Origin of the sequence: Achromobacter xylosoxidans A8, from assembly GCF_000165835.1 — a bacterium.
Lineage (GTDB): Bacteria > Pseudomonadota > Gammaproteobacteria > Burkholderiales > Burkholderiaceae_B > Achromobacter > Achromobacter xylosoxidans_B.
In genome coordinates this window covers 517,040-538,701 of the sequence record NC_014640.1, presented here as the reverse complement: position 1 = coordinate 538,701, position 21,662 = coordinate 517,040, and the positions used below count along the sequence as shown (strand labels likewise).

The 21,662-nt window shown below is 67.3% G+C and carries 17 protein-coding genes; 10 read left to right on the top strand and 7 right to left on the bottom strand.

What is annotated here, in order from left to right:
* Positions 1-56 precede the first annotated feature (56 nt).
* Positions 57-3,830, bottom strand: coding sequence for a methionine synthase (metH, locus tag AXYL_RS02535; RefSeq protein ID WP_013391263.1), 3,774 nt, complete (start codon positions 3,828-3,830; stop codon positions 57-59).
* A gap of 441 nt (positions 3,831-4,271) precedes the next feature.
* On the opposite strand from metH, the gene AXYL_RS02530 reads away from it, so the two are divergent.
* The 6 genes from AXYL_RS02530 (at position 4,272) to AXYL_RS02505 (ending at position 11,337) form a co-directional block, all read left to right on the top strand.
* Positions 4,272-6,317 (top strand): TonB-dependent receptor, encoded by a 2,046-nt coding sequence (locus tag AXYL_RS02530; protein WP_013391262.1) that lies wholly within the window; start codon positions 4,272-4,274, stop codon positions 6,315-6,317.
* 53 nt (positions 6,318-6,370) lie between these two features.
* Positions 6,371-7,348, top strand: coding sequence for a cobalamin-binding protein (locus tag AXYL_RS02525; protein WP_013391261.1), 978 nt, complete (start codon positions 6,371-6,373; stop codon positions 7,346-7,348).
* A 153-nt stretch (positions 7,349-7,501) separates the two neighbouring features.
* Positions 7,502-8,305 (top strand): thiazole synthase, encoded by an 804-nt coding sequence (locus tag AXYL_RS02520; protein ID WP_013391260.1) that lies wholly within the window; start codon positions 7,502-7,504, stop codon positions 8,303-8,305.
* Positions 8,302-9,144 carry a bifunctional hydroxymethylpyrimidine kinase/phosphomethylpyrimidine kinase gene (gene thiD, locus AXYL_RS02515; RefSeq protein ID WP_013391259.1) on the top strand — a complete coding sequence of 281 codons (843 nt, stop codon included), beginning with the start codon at positions 8,302-8,304 and terminating at the stop codon, positions 9,142-9,144. Before AXYL_RS02520 ends, thiD begins: the two co-directional genes overlap by 4 nt.
* 101 nt (positions 9,145-9,245) lie before the next feature.
* Complete coding sequence (locus tag AXYL_RS02510) at positions 9,246-9,926, top strand: protein-L-isoaspartate O-methyltransferase family protein (RefSeq protein ID WP_013391258.1); 681 nt, start codon at positions 9,246-9,248, stop codon at positions 9,924-9,926.
* A 79-nt stretch (positions 9,927-10,005) separates the two neighbouring features.
* A complete protein-coding gene (locus AXYL_RS02505) occupies positions 10,006-11,337 on the top strand; it encodes a TolC family outer membrane protein (RefSeq protein WP_013391257.1) in 1,332 nt (443 codons plus the stop codon).
* A gap of 21 nt (positions 11,338-11,358) precedes the next feature.
* On the opposite strand, the gene rfaE2 is transcribed toward AXYL_RS02505, so the two are convergent.
* The 6 genes from rfaE2 to ubiE form a co-directional block, all read right to left on the bottom strand.
* A complete protein-coding gene (gene rfaE2, locus AXYL_RS02500; protein WP_013391256.1) occupies positions 11,359-11,847 on the bottom strand; it encodes a D-glycero-beta-D-manno-heptose 1-phosphate adenylyltransferase in 489 nt (162 codons plus the stop codon).
* Positions 11,848-11,869: 22 nt separating this feature from the next.
* Positions 11,870-12,748, bottom strand: a complete 879-nt coding sequence (locus AXYL_RS02495) for a ferritin (protein WP_013391255.1) — start codon at positions 12,746-12,748, stop codon at positions 11,870-11,872.
* 185 nt (positions 12,749-12,933) lie between these two features.
* Positions 12,934-14,487: a ubiquinone biosynthesis regulatory protein kinase UbiB gene (gene ubiB, locus AXYL_RS02490; RefSeq protein WP_013391254.1), complete on the bottom strand. Its 1,554-nt coding sequence runs from the start codon at positions 14,485-14,487 to the stop codon at positions 12,934-12,936.
* A 3-nt stretch (positions 14,488-14,490) separates the two neighbouring features.
* Positions 14,491-15,129 (bottom strand): SCP2 domain-containing protein, encoded by a 639-nt coding sequence (locus tag AXYL_RS02485; RefSeq protein ID WP_013391253.1) that lies wholly within the window; start codon positions 15,127-15,129, stop codon positions 14,491-14,493.
* A gap of 185 nt (positions 15,130-15,314) precedes the next feature.
* Positions 15,315-16,319 carry a Tim44 domain-containing protein gene (locus AXYL_RS02480; protein WP_013391252.1) on the bottom strand — a complete coding sequence of 335 codons (1,005 nt, stop codon included), beginning with the start codon at positions 16,317-16,319 and terminating at the stop codon, positions 15,315-15,317.
* Between the two features lie 179 nt (positions 16,320-16,498).
* Positions 16,499-17,275 (bottom strand): bifunctional demethylmenaquinone methyltransferase/2-methoxy-6-polyprenyl-1,4-benzoquinol methylase UbiE, encoded by a 777-nt coding sequence (ubiE, locus tag AXYL_RS02475; protein WP_013391251.1) that lies wholly within the window; start codon positions 17,273-17,275, stop codon positions 16,499-16,501.
* Positions 17,276-17,436: 161 nt separating this feature from the next.
* Here ubiE and phoB point away from each other — a divergent pair, with 161 nt between their 5' ends.
* The 4 genes from phoB (at position 17,437) to AXYL_RS02455 (ending at position 21,615) form a co-directional block, all read left to right on the top strand.
* Entirely contained in the window at positions 17,437-18,135 is a 699-nt protein-coding gene (gene phoB / locus AXYL_RS02470) for a phosphate regulon transcriptional regulator PhoB (protein WP_006227196.1), read from the top strand.
* A gap of 12 nt (positions 18,136-18,147) precedes the next feature.
* Complete coding sequence (phoR, locus tag AXYL_RS02465) at positions 18,148-19,455, top strand: phosphate regulon sensor histidine kinase PhoR (RefSeq protein ID WP_013391250.1); 1,308 nt, start codon at positions 18,148-18,150, stop codon at positions 19,453-19,455.
* A 73-nt stretch (positions 19,456-19,528) separates the two neighbouring features.
* A complete protein-coding gene (locus AXYL_RS02460; RefSeq protein WP_013391249.1) occupies positions 19,529-20,218 on the top strand; it encodes a heavy metal response regulator transcription factor in 690 nt (229 codons plus the stop codon).
* Positions 20,215-21,615 (top strand): heavy metal sensor histidine kinase, encoded by a 1,401-nt coding sequence (locus tag AXYL_RS02455; RefSeq protein WP_013391248.1) that lies wholly within the window; start codon positions 20,215-20,217, stop codon positions 21,613-21,615. The genes AXYL_RS02460 and AXYL_RS02455 overlap by 4 nt, the downstream gene beginning before the upstream one ends.
* Positions 21,616-21,662 lie beyond the last annotated feature (47 nt).

The window sequence follows — 21,662 nt, the reverse complement described above, 5'->3', positions numbered from 1 at the left end:
GAATCGCGTGGAGGACAGGGGGCTGACAGGCATGTAGGCCTGACGCCCCCAAACCGTCAGCCCAGGTTCGGCGCCAAGGTGCGCTTCAGGTCTTCGATGCTGCGGCCGCTGCGGGCGGCGTAGTCCTGCAGCTGGTCTTCGCCGATCACGCCCACGTTGAAATACTGCGACTGCGGGTGGCTGAAGTAGAAGCCGGACACGCTGGAAGCCGGGTACATGGCGTAGCTGTCGGTCAGCATCATGCCGATGTCGGCGCCGTCCAGCACGCGGAACATGTCGGTCTTGATGACGTGTTCCGGGCAGGCCGGGTAGCCTGGCGCAGGGCGGATGCCCACGTATTTCTCGGCGATCATGTCCTCGTTGGACAGGGCCTCGTCGGGCGCATAGCCCCACAGGTCCTGGCGCACGCGGGCATGCAGGCATTCCGCGAAGCCTTCGGCCAGGCGGTCGGCCAGGGACTTCAACATGATGCTGGAGTAATCGTCCAGCGCCTTTTCGAATTCCGCTTCCTTCTTCTCGATGCCCAGGCCCGCCGTGACCGCGAACATGCCGATGTAGTCCAGCTTGCCGCTGGACTTGGGCGCGATGAAGTCGGACAGGGACTTGTTGCTGACGCCCTCGCGCTTTGCGCCCTGCTGGCGCAGGTTGCGGTAGGTGAACAGCACCTCGCTGCGGGTCTCGTCCTTGTAGACCTCGATGTCTTCGTCGTTGATGCTGTTGGCCGGATAGAAGCCCACCACGCCGTTGGCGGTGAGCCAGCGGCCTTCGATGATGCGCTTCATCATGGCCAGGCCGTCGGCGTAGACCTTGCGCGCCTGCTCGCCCACGACCTTGTCGTCCAGGATGGCCGGGAACGGGCCGAACAGGCTCCAGGTCTGGAAGAACGGGCCCCAGTCCACGTATTTGGCGATCTCGGCCAGGTCGTAGCTCTTGAAGGTGCGGCGGCCGATGAACTTGGGACGCGGCGGCGTGTAGTTGTCCCAGTCGATCGCGGGGCGCGAGGCGCGCGCTTCGGCCAGCGGCAGGATGGGCGTGGCCTTGCGGTTGGCGTGGCGGCGGCGCACCTCTTCGTATTCCTCGGCCAGCTCGGCCAGGTACGTTTCAGACTGGTCGGACATCAGGTTGGTCGCCACGCCCACCGAACGGCTGGCGTCCGGCACGTAGATGACCGGGCCTTCGTAGTTGGGCGCGATCTTCACGGCGGTGTGCACGCGGCTGGTGGTGGCGCCGCCTATCATCAGCGGCAGCTTGCGGCTGCGGAAGTACTCGTCGCGCTGCATTTCGCTGGCCACATAGGCCATTTCTTCCAGGCTGGGCGTGATCAGGCCGGACAGGCCGACGATGTCGGCGTTCTCTTCCTTGGCCTTTTCCAGGATCTGGGCGCAGGGCACCATCACGCCCATGTTCACGACTTCGAAGTTATTGCACTGCAGGACCACCGACACGATGTTCTTGCCGATGTCGTGCACGTCGCCCTTGACGGTGGCGATGACGATCTTGCCCTTGGCGCGCACGTCGCCGCCGGCGGCCGCGATCTGGCGCTTTTCTTCCTCGATGAAGGGAATCAGGTGGGCCACGGCCTGCTTCATGACGCGGGCGGATTTCACCACCTGCGGCAGGAACATCTTGCCCTCGCCGAACAGGTCGCCGACCACGTTCATGCCGTCCATCAGCGGGCCTTCGATCACTTCGATGGGGCGGCCGCCGCGGTCGAAGATCTTCTGGCGCACTTCTTCCGTGTCTTCCACGATGAAGGTGGTGATACCGTGCACCAGCGCGTGCGACAGGCGCTTTTCCACTTCAGCGTCGCGCCAGGCCAGGTCTTCTTCCTTCTTGGCGCCCGAACCCTTCACGCTGTCGGCGAACTGCACCAGGCGTTCGGTCGGCGTGCGCTCGTCGTCGGCTTCGGTCTTGCCGACGGGCTCGGCGCGGTCCAGCACCACGTCCTCGACCAGGTCGCGCAGCTTGGGGTCCAGGTCGGCGTACACGCCCAGCTGGCCGGCGTTGACGATGCCCATCGTCATGCCTTCCTTGACGGCGTAATAGAGGAACACCGTGTGGATGGCCTCGCGCATGGGCTCATTGCCGCGGAACGAGAAGCTGACGTTGGACACGCCGCCCGAGATGCGGGCGTGGGGCAGGTTCTCGCGGATCCAGCGCGTGCCTTCGATGAAGTCCACGGCGTAGTGGTTGTGCTCGTCGATGCCGGTGGCGACCGCGAAGACGTTCGGATCGAAGATGATGTCCTCGGGCGGGAAGCCTTCTTCCTCGACCAGGATCTTGTAGGCGCGGCCGCAGATTTCCTTGCGGCGCTCCAGCGTGTCGGCCTGGCCCAGCTCGTCGAAGGCCATCACCACCACGGCCGCGCCATAGCGGCGGCACAGGCGCGCATGGTGGCGGAAGGGCTCCAGCCCTTCCTTCATGGAGATCGAGTTCACCACGGGCTTGCCCTGCACGCACTTCAGGCCTTCTTCGATGACTTCCCACTTGGAGCTGTCGATCATGATCGGCACGCGCGCGATGTCGGGCTCGGAGGCGATCAAGTTGAGGAAGCGGCGCATGCAGGCCACCGAATCCAGCATGGCCTCGTCCATGTTGATGTCGATGATCTGCGCGCCGTTCTCGACCTGCTGGCGGGCCACCGCCAGCGCCTCGTCGTATTTTTCTTCGCGGATCAGGCGGGCGAACATCTTGCTGCCCGTCACGTTGGTGCGTTCGCCGACGTTGACGTACAGCGTGTCTTCGTCGATGTTCAGCGGCTCCAGGCCCGACAGGCGAGTCTTGACCGGAATGTCCGGCACGGCGCGCGGGGTCAACGACATGACCTTGGCCGCGATCTCGCGGATGTGGTCCGGCGTAGTGCCGCAACAGCCGCCCGACATGTTCACCAGCCCGGCGCGGGCGAATTCTTCCAGCAGCGCGGAGGTATCGGCCGGCGTTTCGTCAAAGCCGGTCTCGGCCATGGGGTTGGGCAGGCCGGCGTTGGGATAGACGCAGACGTAGGTATCGCAGATGCGGGCCAGCTCGGCCACGTAGGGCCGCATCAGCGCCGCGCCCAAGGCGCAGTTCAGGCCGATGGTGATGGGGCGCGCGTGGCGTACCGAGTTCCAGAAGGCTTCCACGGTCTGGCCGGACAGGATGCGGCCCGACGCGTCGGTCACCGTGCCCGAGATCATGACCGGCAGGCGCACGCCGCGCGCCTCGAACACTTCCTCGGTGGCGAAGATCGCCGCCTTGGCGTTGAGGGTATCGAAGATGGTTTCGATCAGGACGATGTCGATGCCGCCGTCCAGCAGGCCATTGAGCTGCTCGACATAGGCGACGCGCAGTTCCTCGAAGGTGACGTTGCGGGCGCCCGGATCGTTCACATCCGGCGAGATGGACGCTGTCTTGGGCTGCGGACCCAGCGCGCCGGCCACGAAACGCGGGCGGTCGGGCGTGCTGTAGGCATCACAGGCCTCGCGCGCCAGGCGGGCGGACACCAGGTTCAGTTCGTAGGCCAGTGCCGGCAGCTCGTAATCGCCCTGTGCGATGGTGGTGGCGCCAAAGGTGTTGGTCTCGATGACGTCGGCGCCGGCTTCCAGGTACTGGCGGTGGATCTCGGAGATCACGTCCGGCCGCACCAGCGACAGCAGTTCGTTGTTGCCCTTGACGTCCTTGCCGTGGGCGGCAAAGCGCTCGCCGCGGAAGTCCGCCTCGCCCAGCTTGTAGCGCTGGATCATGGTGCCCATGGCCCCATCCAGGATCAGGATGCGCTTGCCCAGCAGGCGGGCGAATTCGCCGCCGTGGGTATAGGCTTCGGGCGGGTAAGGCAGGCGGGGATACGACACGGGCAGGTCCGGATGGAGTTGGCGACAGCGACGCTATGTGGCGAAAAAGCGAAAAACGCCGCAAAAACAAGCCCTGATCGTAACAAAATGGGCCTGTTCGCGCCTCCGGGTGATACAGTTTCGGCCCCGAACCGGTGCTTTCGGCGTACGGGCCAGGCAAGAACGCAACACTTGCCGGCCGCGCGCGAAAGGTAAACGGGAAACAGGAAGAACCTCCCAGGACTGCGGCCCCACAAGGCGCCGGCAACCCTGGCTCCAGCCTGTGCTGCCCCCGCAACGGTCCCCATGCGCGCGACGCGCCCATGGCAGCCCGATACCGGCCAGTTCGATCGCAAGGAAGTCCATGCAATACCGCCAGGCCCTCACCGGCCCGCTGCGGCGTGGGCGTCCTCCCCATCGTGTATGGCCTGCGGGGTCGCGGGTCGCATCGAGGTTACGTAGATGAAAATCCGCTCCATCCGGCGCTATGCCGGCGCCCTGCTCTGCTCCGCCCCGGCCGTCGCCGCCGCCCAGCAAACCGCCTCCACCACTCCCCAGCTCGACGCCGTCACCGTCACTGCCCAGCGCGTGCCGACCGACGGCCGTACGCTGCCGGTGTCGATCTCGGTCATCACCGCCGAAGACATCGCCGCAGCGAGCGCCCGCACCATGCAGGACGTGCTGTCGACCCAGGCCGGCATCCACCTGATCAACACCAGCAGCTCCAGCGACAACTCCATCGTCGACCTGCGCGGCTTCGGCATCACCGGCGCCAGCAACACGCTGATCCTGATCGACGGCGTCAAGCAAAACACCAACGACCTGTCGGCGCCCAGCCTGGGCGTGGTGCCGCTGGACCAGGTCGAACGCATTGAAATCGTGCGCGGCAGCGGCTCGGTGCAATACGGCGGCGGCACCACCGGCGGTGTGATCAACATCATCACGCGTTCGGATTTCGCCAAGGAGCCGGTCACCGCCCGCGCCACCGCCACCTTCGGCAGCTACGGCCTGCGCCAGTACGACGCCGCCGTGGCGCTGAACAATGAGAAGGTCGGCGTCGACGCCTATATGCAGTCGCTGCACAGCGACGGCTACCGCGACCACAGCGGCGAGCGCCGCGAAGGCGGCGGCGGCGGCATCACCTTCCGCCATGACGACGGCTCGATCCGCCTGTATGGCCGCACCACCACGCAGAAGCTGGAACTGCCCGGCCCGCGCACGATCAATCCGACCACCGGCCTGAACGAATACCAGGACGACCCGCGCGGCTCGAAGAACGACATCGACTTCGTCAAGACCACCACCACCACCTTCGGCCTGCAGCTTGAGCAGGCGATAGGCGCCGGCACCCTGTACGCCGACCTGTCGACCCGCGAGAAGAAGCTGGACGGCCTGACGTACGACGGCTTCGGCGACATCCAGCGCGATCAGAAGCTGGAAGAGAACATCGCCAGCGTGCGCTACCGCCTGCCGATCAACGGCGGCCACAGCATCGTCTTCGGCGCCGACGGGCAAGAGGCCAAGACCACCGCCAACCAGAACGCCTATTACGACTTCCAGCCGTCGAAGTGGCAGTCGCGCCAGCACCAGTACGGCCTGTTCGCCGAGGGCCAGGTGCGCGCTACCGACAGCACCTACGTGACGGCCGGCGTGCGCCGCCAGTACGCATCCGACGACCTGGACGTGATCTCCGGCTCGGGCACGGCGTCGGATCGCAGCAACCACCTGACCGCCTGGCAGTTGGGCGTGCGCCAGGACCTGCCCGCCGGCTTCGGCGTGTACGGCAAGGTCGGCCGCAGCTTCCGCCTGCCCAATGCAGACGAACTGCTGTCGGTGCAGAACCCGCTGGCGCCGCAGACGTCGACCGACAAGGAAATCGGCGTGACCTGGCAGTCGGCCAGCAGCAGCGCCCGCCTGTCGTACTTCCGCTACGACCTGACCAACGAGATCCAGTACAACCCGCTGGCCGATGGCATCTGGGGCCCGGGCACCGGCGCCAACACCAACCTGGACCCGACCCGCCGCCAAGGCATCGAACTGGAAGGCCACACCGCGATTTCCAGCAGCGTCTCGCTGGACGCGAACCTGACCTGGATGGAAGCGCAGTTCCGCTCCGGCACCTACGCCGGCGTGGACTTGGCGGGCAAGACCGTGCCGCTGGCGCCCAAGTGGCTGGCGAACGCCGGCGTGACCTGGCGCCCCACCGATGCGTTCCTGTGGAACGTCACGGCGCAATACGTGGGCAAGTCGCGCATGGACAACGACCAGGCCAACCAGTTCGCCAAGGAACTGGACGCCTACGTGCTGTTCAACACCAAGGTGGCCTACAAGTTCACGCGCAACATCGAAGGCGCCATCGGCGTGAACAACATCTTCGACCGCCAGTACGCCACCTACGGCATCCGCGGCGGCAACGCGTCCTTCGAGATGCTGGGCCCCGTCGCCAACTACAGCCTGTACCCCGCGCCGGGCCGCAACTTCTACGCGTCGCTCACGCTGCGCTATTGAACGCGGACATCCGATATAGTCGGCGTTCCCCACTGGCTATATCGGCTTCCTGCATGACCCACGCAAGCGCCCGCTCTCGCATCGTTCCGGGGCTGTTCCTGGCCCTGAGTACGCTGCTGTGCGCGGTCGGCGCCACGGCCGGCCAAGCTGCGGCGCAGACCGCTGCAGGTTCCGCGGCAAGTCCGGCGACGGCTTCCGGGCCTGCCTCTGCCACGGCCGCGGCCATCCAGGTCCGCGACGACCAGGGCCGGGCGGTCTCGCTGACCGCTCCTGCCCGGCACGCCGTCACCCTGGCGCCGCACGCGACCGAACTCGTTTTTGCGGCAGGCGCAGGCGACCGCATCGCCGCCACCATCCGCGGCAGCGACTATCCGCCCGCCGCCCGCCAGTTGCCCGTGATCGGCGACGGCACCCAGCCCGATCCCGAACGCGTGGCGGCCGTGCGCCCGGACCTGCTGATCGCCTGGCAACCCGCCGCCGCCGCGCCGCTGGCGCGCGTGATGGACAAGCTGGGCGTGCCGGTGTTCTACAGCGATCCACAGACCCTGGCCGCCATCCCCGACGCGGTCGAACGCATGGGCACGCTGTTCGGCACCGAGGCGCAGGCGCGGCCCGCGGCCCAGGCCCTGCGCGCGCGCCTGGACGCCCTGGCCGCGCGCTATGCCGGCCGCCGCCCCGTGCGCGTGTTCGTGCAGGCGGGACTGGATCCCATCTACACCTTGAACAACAGCAGCATCGTCAGCGATGCCCTGCGCGTCTGCGGCGGCGTCAACGTCTTCGGCCAGGCGCCCGTGGTAGCGCCCCAGGTCACGCTGGAAAGCGTGCTGGCGGCGCGGCCCGAGGCGGTGCTGGCCGGCATCTCCCGCCCGCAGGACGCCGCCCGCAACCTGGCCGCCTGGCAGGCGCTGGGGCTGCCCGCGGCCCGACTGGGCCATGTGTACGGCGTCGACGCCGACGCCCTGTACCGCCCGGGTCCGCGCCTGATCGACGCCGCCGAGACGATCTGCGCCGACCTGGACCGGTTGCGCTGATCTTGGTCCGCGCACGCCACGATCTTCAAATAGTGGAACGCCGCATTTCAACGGACGCCTCTGCCGTGCGGCGTCGTGCTTTATCATTCGAGCAACGAATCGCCAGTCCCCGCGGGCCTCGCATCGTGCGCACCCGCCCTTTGAACCTCCGCCATGACCACTCAAGACACTCTCACCATCGCCGGCCGCGCCTACTCGTCGCGCCTGCTCGTCGGCACCGGCAAGTACAAGGACTTTGAACAGACCCGCGCGGCGCTGGATGCCAGCGGCACCGAAATCGTCACGGTCGCCATCCGCCGCACCAATATCGGCCAGAACCCCGGCGAACCGAACCTGCTGGACTACGTCCCGCCGTCGAAATTCACGCTGCTGCCCAATACCGCCGGTTGCTATAGCGCCGACGACGCCGTGCGCACGCTGCGCCTGGCGCGCGAACTGCTGGACGGCCACGACCTGGTGAAACTGGAAGTGCTGGGCGACCCGCAGACCCTGTTCCCCAACATGCCCGAAACCCTCAAGGCCACCAAGACCCTGGTGGACGACGGCTTCAAGGTCATGGTGTATTGCACCGACGATCCCATCCAGTGCCGCATGCTGGAAGACCTGGGCGCGGTGGCCGTGATGCCGCTGGCCTCGCTGATCGGCTCGGGCATGGGCATCCTCAACCCCTGGAACCTGCGCCTCATCATCGACCAGGCCCGCGTGCCCATCGTGGTGGACGCCGGCGTGGGCACCGCGTCGGACGCGGCCATCGCCATGGAACTGGGCTGCGACGCCGTCCTGATGAACACCGCCATCGCCGGCGCGCGCGATCCCATCCTGATGGCCAGCGCCATGAAGAAGGGCGTGGAAGCCGGCCGCGAGGCCTTCCTGGCCGGCCGCATGCCCAAGAAGCTGTACAGCGGCGCCCCCAGCTCGCCCACCGAAGGGCTGATTACCGCCGGCGCCCCCAAATGAGCAGCCGCCAGCAGGCCGCCAGCGGCCGTCCCATCCCCAACGCGCTGACCATCGCCGGCGTCGACCCGTCCGGCGGCGCCGGCATCCTGGCCGACGTCAAGGCCATGAGCGCGCTGGGCGCCTACGGCTGCGCGGTGATCGCGGCGCTGACGGCGCAGAACACCCAGGGCGTCACCGGCATTTCGGCGGTCCAGCCCGCCTTTGTCGGCCAGCAGATCGACACGCTGTTCGCGGACGTGCGCATCGACGCGGTCAAGATCGGCATGCTGGGCCAGCAGCCGGTGATCCAGGTGGTGGCCGAGAAGCTCGCCAAATGGACCCCGGCCCATGTGGTGCTGGACCCGGTCATGGTGGCCAAGAGCGGCGACCTGCTGCTGGAGCGCGACGCCGTGGGCGCCATGCGCGAGGCCTTGCTGCCCCAGGCCACCCTGCTCACGCCCAATCTGCCCGAGGCCGGCGTGCTGCTGGAAGAGCGCCCGGTGGAAACGGTCAAGGAAATGCGGCGCGTGGCCGAGCGCCTGCGCAACAAGCTGGCGCACTCGGGCGAACGCTGGGTGCTGGTCAAGGGCGGCCACCTGCCCGGCAGCGAGACCATCGACCTGCTGCACGACGGCGACCGCATGATCGAATTGCCCGGCCACCGCATCGAAACCGTCAACACCCACGGCACCGGCTGCACCTTGTCGGCGGCGCTGGCCGCGCTGCTGCCGCAAACCGGGGACGTGCCCGAGGCCGCGCGCCGCGCCAAGGCCTACCTGACGGAAGCCATCCGCCACGCCGAGCGCCTGTCGGTGGGCTCCGGCCACGGCCCGGTGCACCACTTCCACGCCTGGTGGTAGGCGCGGGCAGCGCCTGAAACATCTGTCGGCGGGGCGCGGCGTCACAGGACGCTACGAATCGGTACAATGGTCTGTTGATTCCTCTGTTTTTTCTGACCGTCATGAACGCTTCGACCCTGCCCGACGTAGAACAAGCCCGCTTCAACATGGTGGAACAGCAGATCCGCCCCTGGGATGTTCTGGACGCCAACGTGCTGCAAGCGCTGTTCGATGTGCGCCGCGAACAATTCGTTCCGCCGGCCCTGCGCGCGCTGGCGTTTTCCGACCTGGAACTGCCGCTTGAGATCAACGCGGTCAACACCCGCCAGAACATGCTGGCGCCCAAGGTGGAAGCCCGCCTGGCGCAAGAGCTGCTGCTGACCAAGTCCGACTGTGTGCTGGAAATCGGCACCGGCTCCGGCTACCAGGCCGCGCTGCTGGGCTACCTGGCGCAGCAGGTCACCTCGGTCGAGATCGACAGCCGCCTGGTGACGTTCGCGCAGCAGAACCTGCAGATGAGCAACGTCACCAACGTCAAGGTCGAAACCGGCGATGCCCGCAACGGCTGGGGCTCCACCGAATACGACGCCATTCTCGTCACGGGTTCCGTGCCGACCGTCCCCGACGCGCTGAAGTACCAGCTGCGCGTGGGCGGCCGCCTGGTCGTGGTCGTGGGCCAGGCCCCCGTCATGACCGCCTGTCGCATCACCCGCACCACTGCGGCCAGCTTCGAAACCGTGAACCTGTTCGAAACCGTCATCAAGCCGCTGCGCGGCGTCGCGGTCTCGCAGTTCAAGTTCTGATCCCCAACCCCGCAGCCGGGCGCCTGCCCCTCTGACGGGGCAGCGGCGCCCCGGGCGACCCGGCGTATCGTTGATCATCATGCGTGTCCGATTGCTAACGGCTTTACTGGTTTTTACCTGCGCCGCGAGCGTCGGCCCATCGCTTGTCCGCGCGCAGAACCTGATCCAGATCTGGCAATCGGCGCTGGGCAATGACCCGATCTACGCCGCCGCGCGCGCCAACTACCGCGCCGGCCTGGAAAAAGAACCCCAGGCCCGTTCCCTGCTCCTGCCCCTGATCTCCGCCGAAGCCGGCGGCGCCTACCAGGAAACCCGCAGCACCCGCGGCCTGGGCGTGGCCTACAGCGGCGGCCGCGGCGTCTGGGACCTGTCCCTGACCCAGCCGCTGTTCGACTGGGGCCGCTGGCAGAACTTCGAACAATCCAAGCTGATCGTCGCCGACGTCGAAGTGCAACTGCAGCAGGCCTACCAGGACCTGCTGCTGCGCGTGGCCGACGCCTATTTCAATGTGCTCTATGCCCAGGACACGCTGACCGCCACCGAAGCCGAAAAGGCCGCCGTGGCCGGGCAGCTGGAGTCCGCCAAGCGCAACTTTGAACTCGGCAACGCCACCATCACCGACACCTACGAGGCGCAGTCGCGCTACGACCTGGTGGTGGCGCAGGAACTGCGCCTGCAGAACGACCTGGAAGTCCGCCGCGACGAATTGGCCAAGATCATCGGCACGGCGCCGGGCGCGCTGGCCGAACTGCCCTACGGCGTGCAGCTGCCGGCGCCGCAGCCCGCCCGCGTGGCCGACTGGAGCAACCAGGCCGAGGCTTCCAGCCTGGACGTGCTGCGCGCGCAACTCTTGACCCGCATCGCCGGCCGCGAGATCCAGATCGCCAAGAGCGGCCATTACCCCACCCTGAACCTGCGCGCCAGCAGCGGCAGCGCCAGCGACGCCGTCATGCGCAATGCCGCGCCGGGCAAGCCGATAGACAGCACGATCGGAGTGGTGCTGTCGATTCCGCTGTACTCCGGCGGCGGCGTCTCGTCGCAAGTGACCGAAAAGGTCCAGCTGGAGCAAAAGGCTCGCCACGACTACGAGGCGGCGCGCCGCCAGGCCGTCCAGTCCGCGCGCCAGTACTACACCGGCGTGACCAGCGGGCTGGCCCGGATCCAGGCCCTGGAGGCCGGCGAAAAATCCAGCCGCGCCGCGGTCGAGGCCAATCGCACCGGCTATGAGGTCGGGGTGCGTATCAACCTGGACGTGCTCAACGCCCAGCAGCAGCTTTACGCCACCCAGCGCGACCTGGCCCTGGCGCGCTACAGCACCGTGCTCACCAGCCTGCGTCTGAAGGCCACCAGCGGCATCCTGGCCGAAACGGACCTGGAAGCGATCAACCGCTTGCTGCGCGAGCCGCGCTGACCCCGCTGCGGGGGCCTGCGGTTACTGGCTCTGGATTTTCTTCACGAGCGCCGTGGTCGAGCGCTCGAACTCGAACGGAATCGCCACCGCGCGGCCGCCCCAGGACTTGACCAGGGCGGTCTCGGGCAGCTTTTCCATGTCGTAGTCGCCGCCCTTGACGATCAGGTCGGGCTTGAGCTGGCCGATCAGAGCCTCGGGCGTGTCTTCATGAAAAGACGTGACCACGGTCACGCAGCCCAGCGCGGCCAACAAGGCGGCGCGGTCTTCCATGCGGTTCAGCGGGCGCTCGGCGCCCTTGCCCAGACGGCGCACCGACTCGTCGGTGTTGACCGCCACCACCAGGGTCGCGCCCAGCTGGGCGGCCTGGTCGAGGTAGGTCGCGTGGCCCCGGTGCAGGATGTCGAAGACGCCGTTGGTGAACACCAGCGGCCGCGGCAAGCGGCCGGCGGCGACGGCGGCGACGCATTCGTCGCGGGACAGGACCTTGGATTCGAAACGGGCGGCAGGCATGCGGCGATTGTATCGCCCCGCCTCAGGCGCCGCCCAGGATGATCTGCTTTTCCTTGGGCACGATCAGGGCCGTCATTTCCTTGCGGTAGCGGTTCAGGTCCTTCACCGTTTCGAAGCTGCGGTCCATCAGCTTGGACAGGATGTGCAGGATGCGCGTGGCGACCTTCTGCTCCCACTCGCCGTCAAAGCGGATCTGCGTGTCCAGCCAGTGCTCCAGCCAACCCGGTTCCGGCAGGCGCGACTGCACCGTGTCGTTGGGGAACAGGTCCTTGTTCACATGCAGGTTGGTCGGGTGCAGGGCCTGCTGCGTACGGCCGGCCGAGGCCATCAGCACACCGATCTTGGAGAACGCCAGGCGGGCCTGCTCGCTGGTGTCCTGGCCGCGGTCGTGCAGGGCGCGGCGCATGTATTGCAGGTAGGCGCCAGCGTGGCGGGCCTCGTCCTGGGCCACTGTCTTGTAGATGGCCTTGATGACCGGCTCCGTGTGCCATTCAGCGGCGCGGCGGTACCAGTGGTTCAGGCGGACCTCGCCGCAAAAGTGCAGCATCAGGGTTTCAAGTTCGGGCGCGGCATCGAACTCGAAGCGCACGTTGTGCAGTTCTTCCTCGGTGGGCACCAGGTCCGGGCAAAAGCGGCGCAGGTATTCGATCAGCACCAGCGAATGCTTCTGCTCTTCAAAGAACCACACCGACATGAACGCGCAGAAATCGCTGTCGCCACGATTGTCGCGCAGGAACATTTCGGTGGCCGGCAAGGCTGCCCATTCCGTGATGGCATTCATCTTGATCGTGTGGGCTTGCTCGTCCGAGAGCTTGCTGCGATCGAAATCACCCCAGGGTATGTCATGCGCCATGTTCCAGCGCACAGCTTCCATGGTCTTGAAGAGTTCAGGATAAAGCATGGTCTGCCCTTGTATTCGTCCCGCTAGTGGGGCTATAGATATAGAAATTAATGAATGGCGCGCGCCTTGCCGGCGAGGGCGCTGCATTCATCCACCGCAGCGCTATTTTTCGCCGTATACCGCGAAGCTATGATGACCGTTTCATGAATGAAACATGACAGATGCCGTCTAGATCATCGCGCCGCCTATCGGGTCAAGGCCCATAACGCGACCCCGATGGCGACCGCCGCCACCCCAACCAGCGCTGCAACCAGCCGGTTGTTCTGTTCCTGCGCCCGCCGCAATTGGATCATCTCGGCCAGCAAGGCGGGCGAGACATTCGGACGGCTCAGGTGGTCATGGACCAGCCTGGGCAAAGCGGGCAGCATTTGCGACCACTGCGCGGCTTCTTTTTCCAGGCTCTGCCGCAGCCCCTTGAATCCGACACGCTGACGCATCCAGCGTTCCAGATAGGGCTTGGCGGTCTTCCAGAGATCCAGGTTGGGATCGAGCTGGCGGCCCAATCCCTCGACGTTCAGCAAGGTCTTCTGCAACAGGACCAGCTGCGGCTGGATCTCCACATTGAACCGGCGCGAGGTCTGGAACAAGCGCAGCAGCACCTGCCCCAGTGAGATCTCCGACAACGGCCGGTCAAAGTAAGGTTCGCAGACGGCGCGCACCGCGCCCTCCAGCTCTTCTTCGCGCGTATCGGGCGGCACCCAGCCCGATTCGATGTGCAACTGCGCCACGCGACGATAGTCGCGGTGGAAGAAGGCCAGGAAGTTCTGCGCCAGGTAATTCTTGTCGAACTCGGACAGCGAGCCGACGATGCCGAAGTCCAGGGCGATATAGCTGCCCAGCGTATCCGGGCGATCCGACACGTAGATGTTGCCCGGGTGCATGTCGGCGTGGAAAAAGCCGTCGGTGAAGACCTGCGTGAAGAAGATCTCCACGCCGGTGCGCGCCAGCGTCGGGATGTCGATGCCGGCCTGGCGCATGCGCTCCACCTGGCCCACCGGCATGCCGTACATGCGCTGCATGGTGAACACGGTGGATGCGGTGTATTCCCAGATCACCTCAGGCACGATCAGCATGTCGCCGCGGCCGGACTCGGGGCCGAAGTTACGGCGCAGCTGGCTGCAATTGGAGGCTTCGCGCACCAGGTCCAGCTCGTCGTGCAAGTACTTGTCGAACTCGGCCACCACTTCGCGCGGCTTCAGACGGCGGCCGTCGGCGCCCAGGCGCTCGATGATGCGCGCCACCACCTTCAGCAGCGACAGGTCTTTCTCGATGATGCTGAGCATGCCCGGACGCAGCACCTTGACCGCGACCTCGCGGCCGTCGTGCAGCACGGCGAAGTGCACCTGGGCAATCGAGGCCGAGGCCACCGGGTCCACTTCGAACTGGGCGAACAGCTTCTCGGGCGGCGCACCCAGCGCCGTTTCGATGCAGGCAGCGGCCTGGGCCGAGGGGAACGGCGGCACGCGGTCCTGCAGCAAGGCCAGTTCGTCGGCGATGTCGGCGGGGATCAGGTCGCGGCGGGTGGACAGCACCTGCCCGAACTTGACGAAGATCGGACCCAGCGATTCCAGCGCCAGGCGCAGCCTCAAGCCCCGCGGCTTGCGCGGACGCGTGCCCAGGCGGATGACGCGCAGGAGGCAGGTGGCCAGCGGATGGTTCAGGCTGGAGAGCACCAACTCGTCCAGGCCGTAGCGCAGCGAAACCAGGATGATGCGGAAGAGGCGCAGCAGGGGAAACATGTATCAGACGCCCCGCTTTGCGCTGGCGGATGCCAGACGGGTTTGCAGCGCGGCGGCCGAGCGGGCCAGCGCGTCGGCGCGGGCATTCAGTTCGGCCAGGTCCAGGCGCCATTGCTCCAGCGCGGGGCGGCTTGCCAGCATGCCGCTTTCCTCGGACAGGTATTCCGACACGTTCTCGGCCAGGCGCAGGCCGGCCGTGCGCGCGCCGCCCGCCGCGGCGCGGGCGCCGCCCACCAGGCGCAACGCGGCAATGTCGCCCACCACCCGGGCCAGCGCGTCTTCCGGATCCCAGCGCAGTTGCTTGGACAGGTCCGCCACCACTTGCGCCAGCGCCGCGTCGCCCGAAATATGGGTCGCCTCGGCGAAGTCGGGCGTCTCGCGGTCCGCGCCCAGGCGCGGCAGCGGCAGCTTTTCAGGCGCGACCGTCAGGGTCACGTCGGGCACCACGGCCGCATCGGCCTGGGCCGCCAGGCCTTCGCTGTCTATGGTCAGGCCCAGGCTGAAGCCGCCCAGCGCAAAACGCACGGTCTTGCCGGCGTGCCGGGCGAGGCGCTCGCGCGCCCAGTCCTCGCGCCGCAACAGGGCGTTGAGCGCGCTTACAGCCAGTCGCGAGGGGGTGGGCAGGAACGGAAAAGGCAGCATGACGGTCTGCAACGGCCCCGGTTGCCGGGGTTGCCGAAGTTAATGGGTAAATCGGGAGTGTAACGGGTTGGATGAATGGGTGTTTTGCGCAAGCACATGGAAAAACCGGCCCTTTAAGGGCCGGTTCAAACAGATGCCTTGCGGCATCCGCAACGGAGGCGGGATTCGGACCCGGCCGGCCAGGCTCAGCTGGCGAGATCCACCGGGATCTGCTGGATGCCGGCCAGCAGCCAGCCGCCATTGGCAGGCTTGAACAGATTCCACACTTCCTCGAAGCGGAAGGCCTCGGCGCCCGGGGCTTCGCGCAGCATGCCGGAGAAGCGCACGCTGGCCAGGTGGCCGTCGGAAACGGTTTCGATGCCCAGCATTTCGGCGTTCAGCAAGACCACTTCGGTCTTGTTGGGCGCCGCGCCGCGCTCGGCCAGCTGCGGCTTGAGCTCGGTGATCAGGTCGTCGGTCAGGAACTCGCGCAGGCCATCGGTGCTGCCGCTGTCCCACACGGCCTGGATGCGCACGAACTGATCCTTGGCCTGCTTCAGGAAGTTGGGCGTGTCGAAATCACCCGGCACGAACCAGTTGTTGTCGTCGCCCGCCTTGGGCATCGCGGCCGGGGCAGCGGCGGCGACCGGAGCGGCGACCGCTGCCGCAGCGGCAGGAGCCGCCGGCTTCAGCGATTCGCGCCACATCGGCTGCTGTTGCTGGCCCGGGGTGTTGTTGGACCCGTTGAACGCGCCCTGCGTGGCGGTGCGCGGACCGGCGCCGCGCAGGCGGCGGATGATGAACATGACGGCGAACACGACGGCGGCGATCAGCAGCGCGGAGCCGAGGAATTCGGCGAAGGCGCCCGACAGGCCCATGCTGGACAGCAAGGCGGCGATACCCAGGCCAGCGGCGATGCCGGCGATGGGGCCGAGCCAGCGCGAAGCGCCGCTCTTGGCGGCAGCGCCCGCGGCGCCGGCCGTGGCCGCGCCGGCGGCTGCCGGGGCGGCGGTGGCGCCAGCCGTGTTGTTGGCGGCGGCCGGCGGCGTGGTCGCCTGGCGCTGCTGGGTCACGTTGGAGGATTGGCGGCCGACGCTGCTGCCGCCGCCGGCACGGCGGGCTTCGGCGTCAAACGACGCCGTCACCAGTGCCGCGCCAGAGATGGCGATCAGCGCCGCGGCGACAAACCGCGAAAGACAGAATTTGGACATAGGTTTGCTCCCTCGTACTCGCGCCCCTGCCGCCCCGTAGCAGCAGGAAGTCCCACGGACCGCGGGACCTTAGTCGCGACTTTTCTTACATTAATCTGAATACCGTAAGAATAACGGACAAGACGCCGCCCCACAAGTTCCCGCAGGCACGGTGAAAATATCCAGATTGCCGGCGCGGATCAGCCCAGTTTCACGCCTTCGTGCAGGGCGGCGATGCCGGCGGTCAGGTTGAAGTACTGCACCCGGTCCAGCCCGGCCGTGCGCAGCATGTCGGCCAGGGTTTCCTGGTCGGGGTGCATGCGGATGGATTCCGCCAGGTAGCGGTAGCTGGCCTCGTCCTTGGCGACCTTCTTGCCCAGCCAGGGCAGCACATTGAAGGAATACCAGTCGTAAGCCGGCGCCAGAGGCTTGGCCACGCGCGAGAATTCCAGCACCAGCAGCTTGCCGCCCGGCTTCAGCACCCGGGTCATTTCGGCCAGGGCGCGGTCCTTGTGGGTCATGTTGCGCAGGCCGAAGGCCACGCTGACGCGGTCGAAATGGCCCGTGGGGAACGGCAGGCGCTCGGCGTCGCACACCGCGGTGGGGACCAGCAGACCGGCGTCCGTCAGGCGGTCGCGGCCCACCCGCAGCATGGAGTCGTTGATGTCGGTGAGCCAGACCTCGCCCGTGGGGCCGGCGCGCTTGGCGAAGGCTTTGGCCAAATCGCCCGTGCCGCCGGCGATGTCCAGCACTTTCATGCCCGGACGGATGGCGGCGCGGCCGATGGTGAAGGCTTTCCAGACACGGTGCAGCCCGGCCGACATGAAATCATTCATGACGTCGTAGCGCTGCGCGACCGAATGGAACACTTCGGCGACTTTGCGGGCCTTTTCGCCTTCCGGCACGGTCTGGAAGCCGAAATGGGTGGATTGCGAGGCGGAATCCGCGGAATGTTGCGATTCGGAGGGGTTTTGCATGGTGAATTCCCGATATATCGTTCAATGGTAGCCTATCGGGCTCCCTGCGGAGGCCGGCGGACGCGGACTATGGCGCCCGGCGGTCACATACCTGAAATATTGCGGCCATACTATCGCAATGTTCGCGCCGCGCCGGCGCTTAGAAGTGTGCCCAATCCGCCATGTCCAGCACCATCCTCGTCGTCGAAGACGAACCCGCCATCCAGGAACTGATCGCCGTCAACCTGTCCTTCGCCGGACACAAGGTGCTGCGCGCCTTCGACGCCGACCAGGCCCAGACCCTGATCCGCGCCGAGCTGCCCGACCTGATCCTGCTGGATTGGATGCTGCCCGGCACCTCCGGCCTGGCCATGGCGCGCAAGCTGCGCAACGACGAGCGCACCCGCGCCGTCCCGGTCATCATGCTGACCGCCAAGGGCTCCGAGCAGGACAAGGTCGACGGCCTGGAAGCTGGCGCCGACGACTACATCACCAAGCCGTTTTCGCCCAAGGAACTGATGGCGCGCATCAAGGCGGTGCTGCGCCGCCGCGCGCCCCAGCTGACCGACGACGTGATCGACGTGGGCGGCCTGAAGCTGGATCCGGTGACGCATCGCCTGTCCGGCAACAGCCAGTCGCTGCAGATCGGCCCCACCGAATTCCGCCTGCTGCATTTCTTCATGACCCACCCCGAACGCGTGTTCTCGCGCTCGCAGCTGCTGGACCAGGTCTGGGGCGACCACGTCTTCGTGGAAGAGCGCACGGTCGACGTGCACATCCGCCGCCTGCGCAAGGCGCTGGAACCCAGCGGCCACGACGCGCACGTGGAAACGGTCCGCGGCAGCGGCTACCGGTTTACGGCCCAGCTCCCGACGCGGTAAAACTCCCGCACGATGATCTGGCTGCGCACTCTTTTCCTGGTCGCCCTGTGGGCGGTCGCCGCATTATTGGCTCAATGGCTCATAGGAGACCCGGCGGGCTGGATATTGTTCTCCGTCGCGCTGGCCGCCATGCTGCTCTGGCGCAGCTGGCGCCTGCACCTGGTGTCCCACTGGGCCAACCACCCGGACACCTCGCCGCCCGCGTCGGTCGGTCCCTGGGACGACATCCTCGCCCCGCTGTACCGCTACACCCGCGCCCGCGCCCGTGAACTGAACGAAACCCAGAACACCATGCAGGGCATGCTGGCTGCCGCGCAAGCGCTGCCGGACGGCGCGGTGACCCTGAACGAGGATTTCCAGATCGACTGGTGCAACCGCATGGCGCGCCAGCATCTGGGCCTGCGCCTGCCGGCCGACCGCGGCCACAACCTGCTGAACCTGCTGCGCGCGCCCGAATTCGTGGAGTACGCGCACCGCCCGTCCTGGCCCGATCCCATCCTGGTGCGCCTGGGCCAACAGGGCCAGGAGCGGCTGATGATGATGCAGCTGACCGCCTACGCCAGCAATCAGCGTCTGCTGATCACGCGCGACGTGACCCAGATCGAACGCCTGGAGACCACCCGCCGCGACTTCGTGGCTAACGTCTCGCATGAACTGCGCACGCCGCTGACGGTGCTGGCGGGCTTTCTGGAAACGCTGCGCGACATGCCCGCCGACGCCCTGCCCGCCGAACAGCGCGAGCAATACATCGACATGATGCACGAGCAGGCCCAGCGCATGCAGGCCATTGTCGAAGACCTGCTGACCCTGTCGACGCTGGAGTCCTCGCCAGGCAGCGACCCGCGCGCCGTCAACATGGGTGCGCTGCTGCAGAAGGCGCGCCAGCAGATCGAGGCGCTCTCGGGCGGCCGCCATGTGCTGGAATGGCACATCGACGAATCCCTGGACGTGCTGGGCGCCGAAACCGAGCTGACCTCGGCGTTGTCGAATCTGCTGACCAACGCCGTGCGCTACACGCCCGACGGCGGCACCATCACCGTGCGCTGGGAGCGCGAGGAAGACGGCGGCGCGCGCTACAGCGTGCAGGACACCGGCATCGGCATCCCCGCGCGCCACCTGCCCCGCCTGACCGAACGCTTCTACCGCGTCGACCGCGGCCGCTCGCGCGCGGTGGGCGGCACCGGCCTGGGCTTGGCGATCACCAAGCACATCGCCATGCGCCACGACGCCGAACTGCTGATCACCAGCGAGCCCGGCAAGGGCAGCGTGTTCGCCCTGCGCTTTCCGCCCGACCGGATCGCCATCGACAGCCCGGCCTGAACCACCCGAGCCTGTGCAAGGCAGCTTTGCCATGCACAGGCCCAAGTGCCGCGCGAATGGTAAATTTCCGGCCATGCGCATCCTGGTCATCGAAGACGAACCCAAACTGGCCGACTACCTGAAGAAGGGGCTGTCGGAGCAAAGCCATGTCGTGGACCTGGCGCGCGACGGCGTGGACGGCCTGCACCTGGCGCTGGAAGGCGTCTACGACCTGATCGTGCTGGACGTGATGCTGCCGGGCGTGGACGGCTTCGGCGTGCTGGCCGCGGTGCGCGAACAGAAAGACACCCCCATCCTGATGCTGACCGCGCGCGACGCGGTCGAGGACCGCGTGCGCGGCCTGGAAGGCGGCGCCGACGACTACCTGGTCAAGCCCTTCGCCTTTTCGGAACTGCTGGCGCGGGTGCAGGCGCTGCTGCGCCGCGGACGCTCGCAAGAGCCCACCCTGCTGCGCCTGGCCGACCTGGAACTGGACCTGGCCCGCCGCCGCGCCCAGCGCGGCGGCCGTCGCCTGGACCTGACCGCCAAGGAATTCAATCTGCTGGCCTTGCTGCTACGCCGCCAGGGCCAGGTGCTGTCGCGCACCACCCTGGCCGAGCAGGTCTGGGACATGAACTTCGACAGCGACACCAACGTCATCGACGTGGCGGTGCGGCGGCTGCGCAGCAAGCTGGACGACCCCTACGACACCAAGTTGCTGCACACCGTGCGCGGCATGGGCTACGTGCTGGAATCGCGCCCCGCCCACGGCCGCCCCGCATGAACCCGCTGCGCGTGCGCTCGATGCAGGCGCGGCTGACCCTGCTGCTGGGCGCCATCGCCCTGCTGGTGTCCAGCCTGGCGGGAGCCACGTTGTTCTGGGCGCTCAAGCGTGAAGTGGAGCGCCAGGAAATCACCGAGGTCAGCGGCAAGCTGGAATTGATCGATCACCTGATCGACATGCAGAACAACGCCCGCGGCCTGAACGACCTGGCCGCCACCTTCGACGAGATGCGCACGGGCCAAGGCCAGCTGGGCATCTGGATCGTGGATGCGCACGGCCGCTCCGTTTACGGCGGCCCCGCCCCCGAGACGCTGGCGACCAGCGACGGCAGGCAGGTCGTGCTGCAAACCGCCGACGGCGGCCGCATGCGCGGCCTGCGGGTGGCCATGAACGACCGCATCCTGCCCGGCGCGCAGTTGACCGTGGCGGTCAGCACGCGCACCAGCTCGCAGTTCCTGTATGCCTACGGCACCGCGCTGGTGCTGATCTGCGCGCTTTGGGTGGGCGCCACGGTGGTGCTGGCGGCCTGGGCCGTGCGCCGCAGCATGGCGCCGGCGCGCAGGCTGTCCGAACAGGCCGCCAGCATCCAGCCCGACAACCTGGCGCGGCGCCTGCCGCTGGAAGATACCGACCGCGAACTGCATGATCTGGTCCGCTCCTTCAACCGCACGCTGGAGCGCCTGCAGGCCGCCTATCAACAGATGGAAGGCTTCAATGCCGACGTGGCGCACGAGCTGCGCACGCCGCTGGCCACGCTGATCAACGGCACGCAGGTCATGCTGTCGTCGCCGCGCGATGCGGCCGAACTGCGCGATGCGCTGGAATCCAACCTCGAAGAACTGGAAGACCTGAAGACCCTGGTCAACGACATGCTGTTCCTGGCGCGCGCCGACCGCGGCGAACGGGCCGCGGACCTGGCGCCGGTATCGCTGGCCGCCGAAGCGCGGCGCGTGGCCGAATACTACGAAGCCATGCTGGAAGAAAGCGGCGTGCACCTGCGCTGCGTGGGCGACGCCACCGTGGCCGCCAACGCCGGCCTGGTGCGGCGCGCGTTGGCCAACCTGATCTCCAACGCCATCAAGGCCACGCCTCGCGGCGGCGAGATCGTGCTGGCCTGCTCGGCTTCGCCCGCAGGCGCCCGGCTGGAAGTGCGCAACCCCGGCGCGCCCATCCCGTCCGCCGACCTGCCCCGCATCTTCGACCGCTTCTTCCGGTCCACCCACGCGCGCACACCGCGCAGCGAAGGCCACGGCCTGGGCCTGGCCATCGTGCGCGCCATCGCGCGCATGCACGGCGGCGAGGTCGATGCGGCCTCGGGCGCGCACGGCACCGTGGTCGGCATCACGTTGCGCGCGCCGGACGGCCACGCGTCCTCGGCCAACATTACAAAAACGTAATGTGCAGGACAGAATGGAGTCACTCCCGTTCTTCTACAGTACGCTTG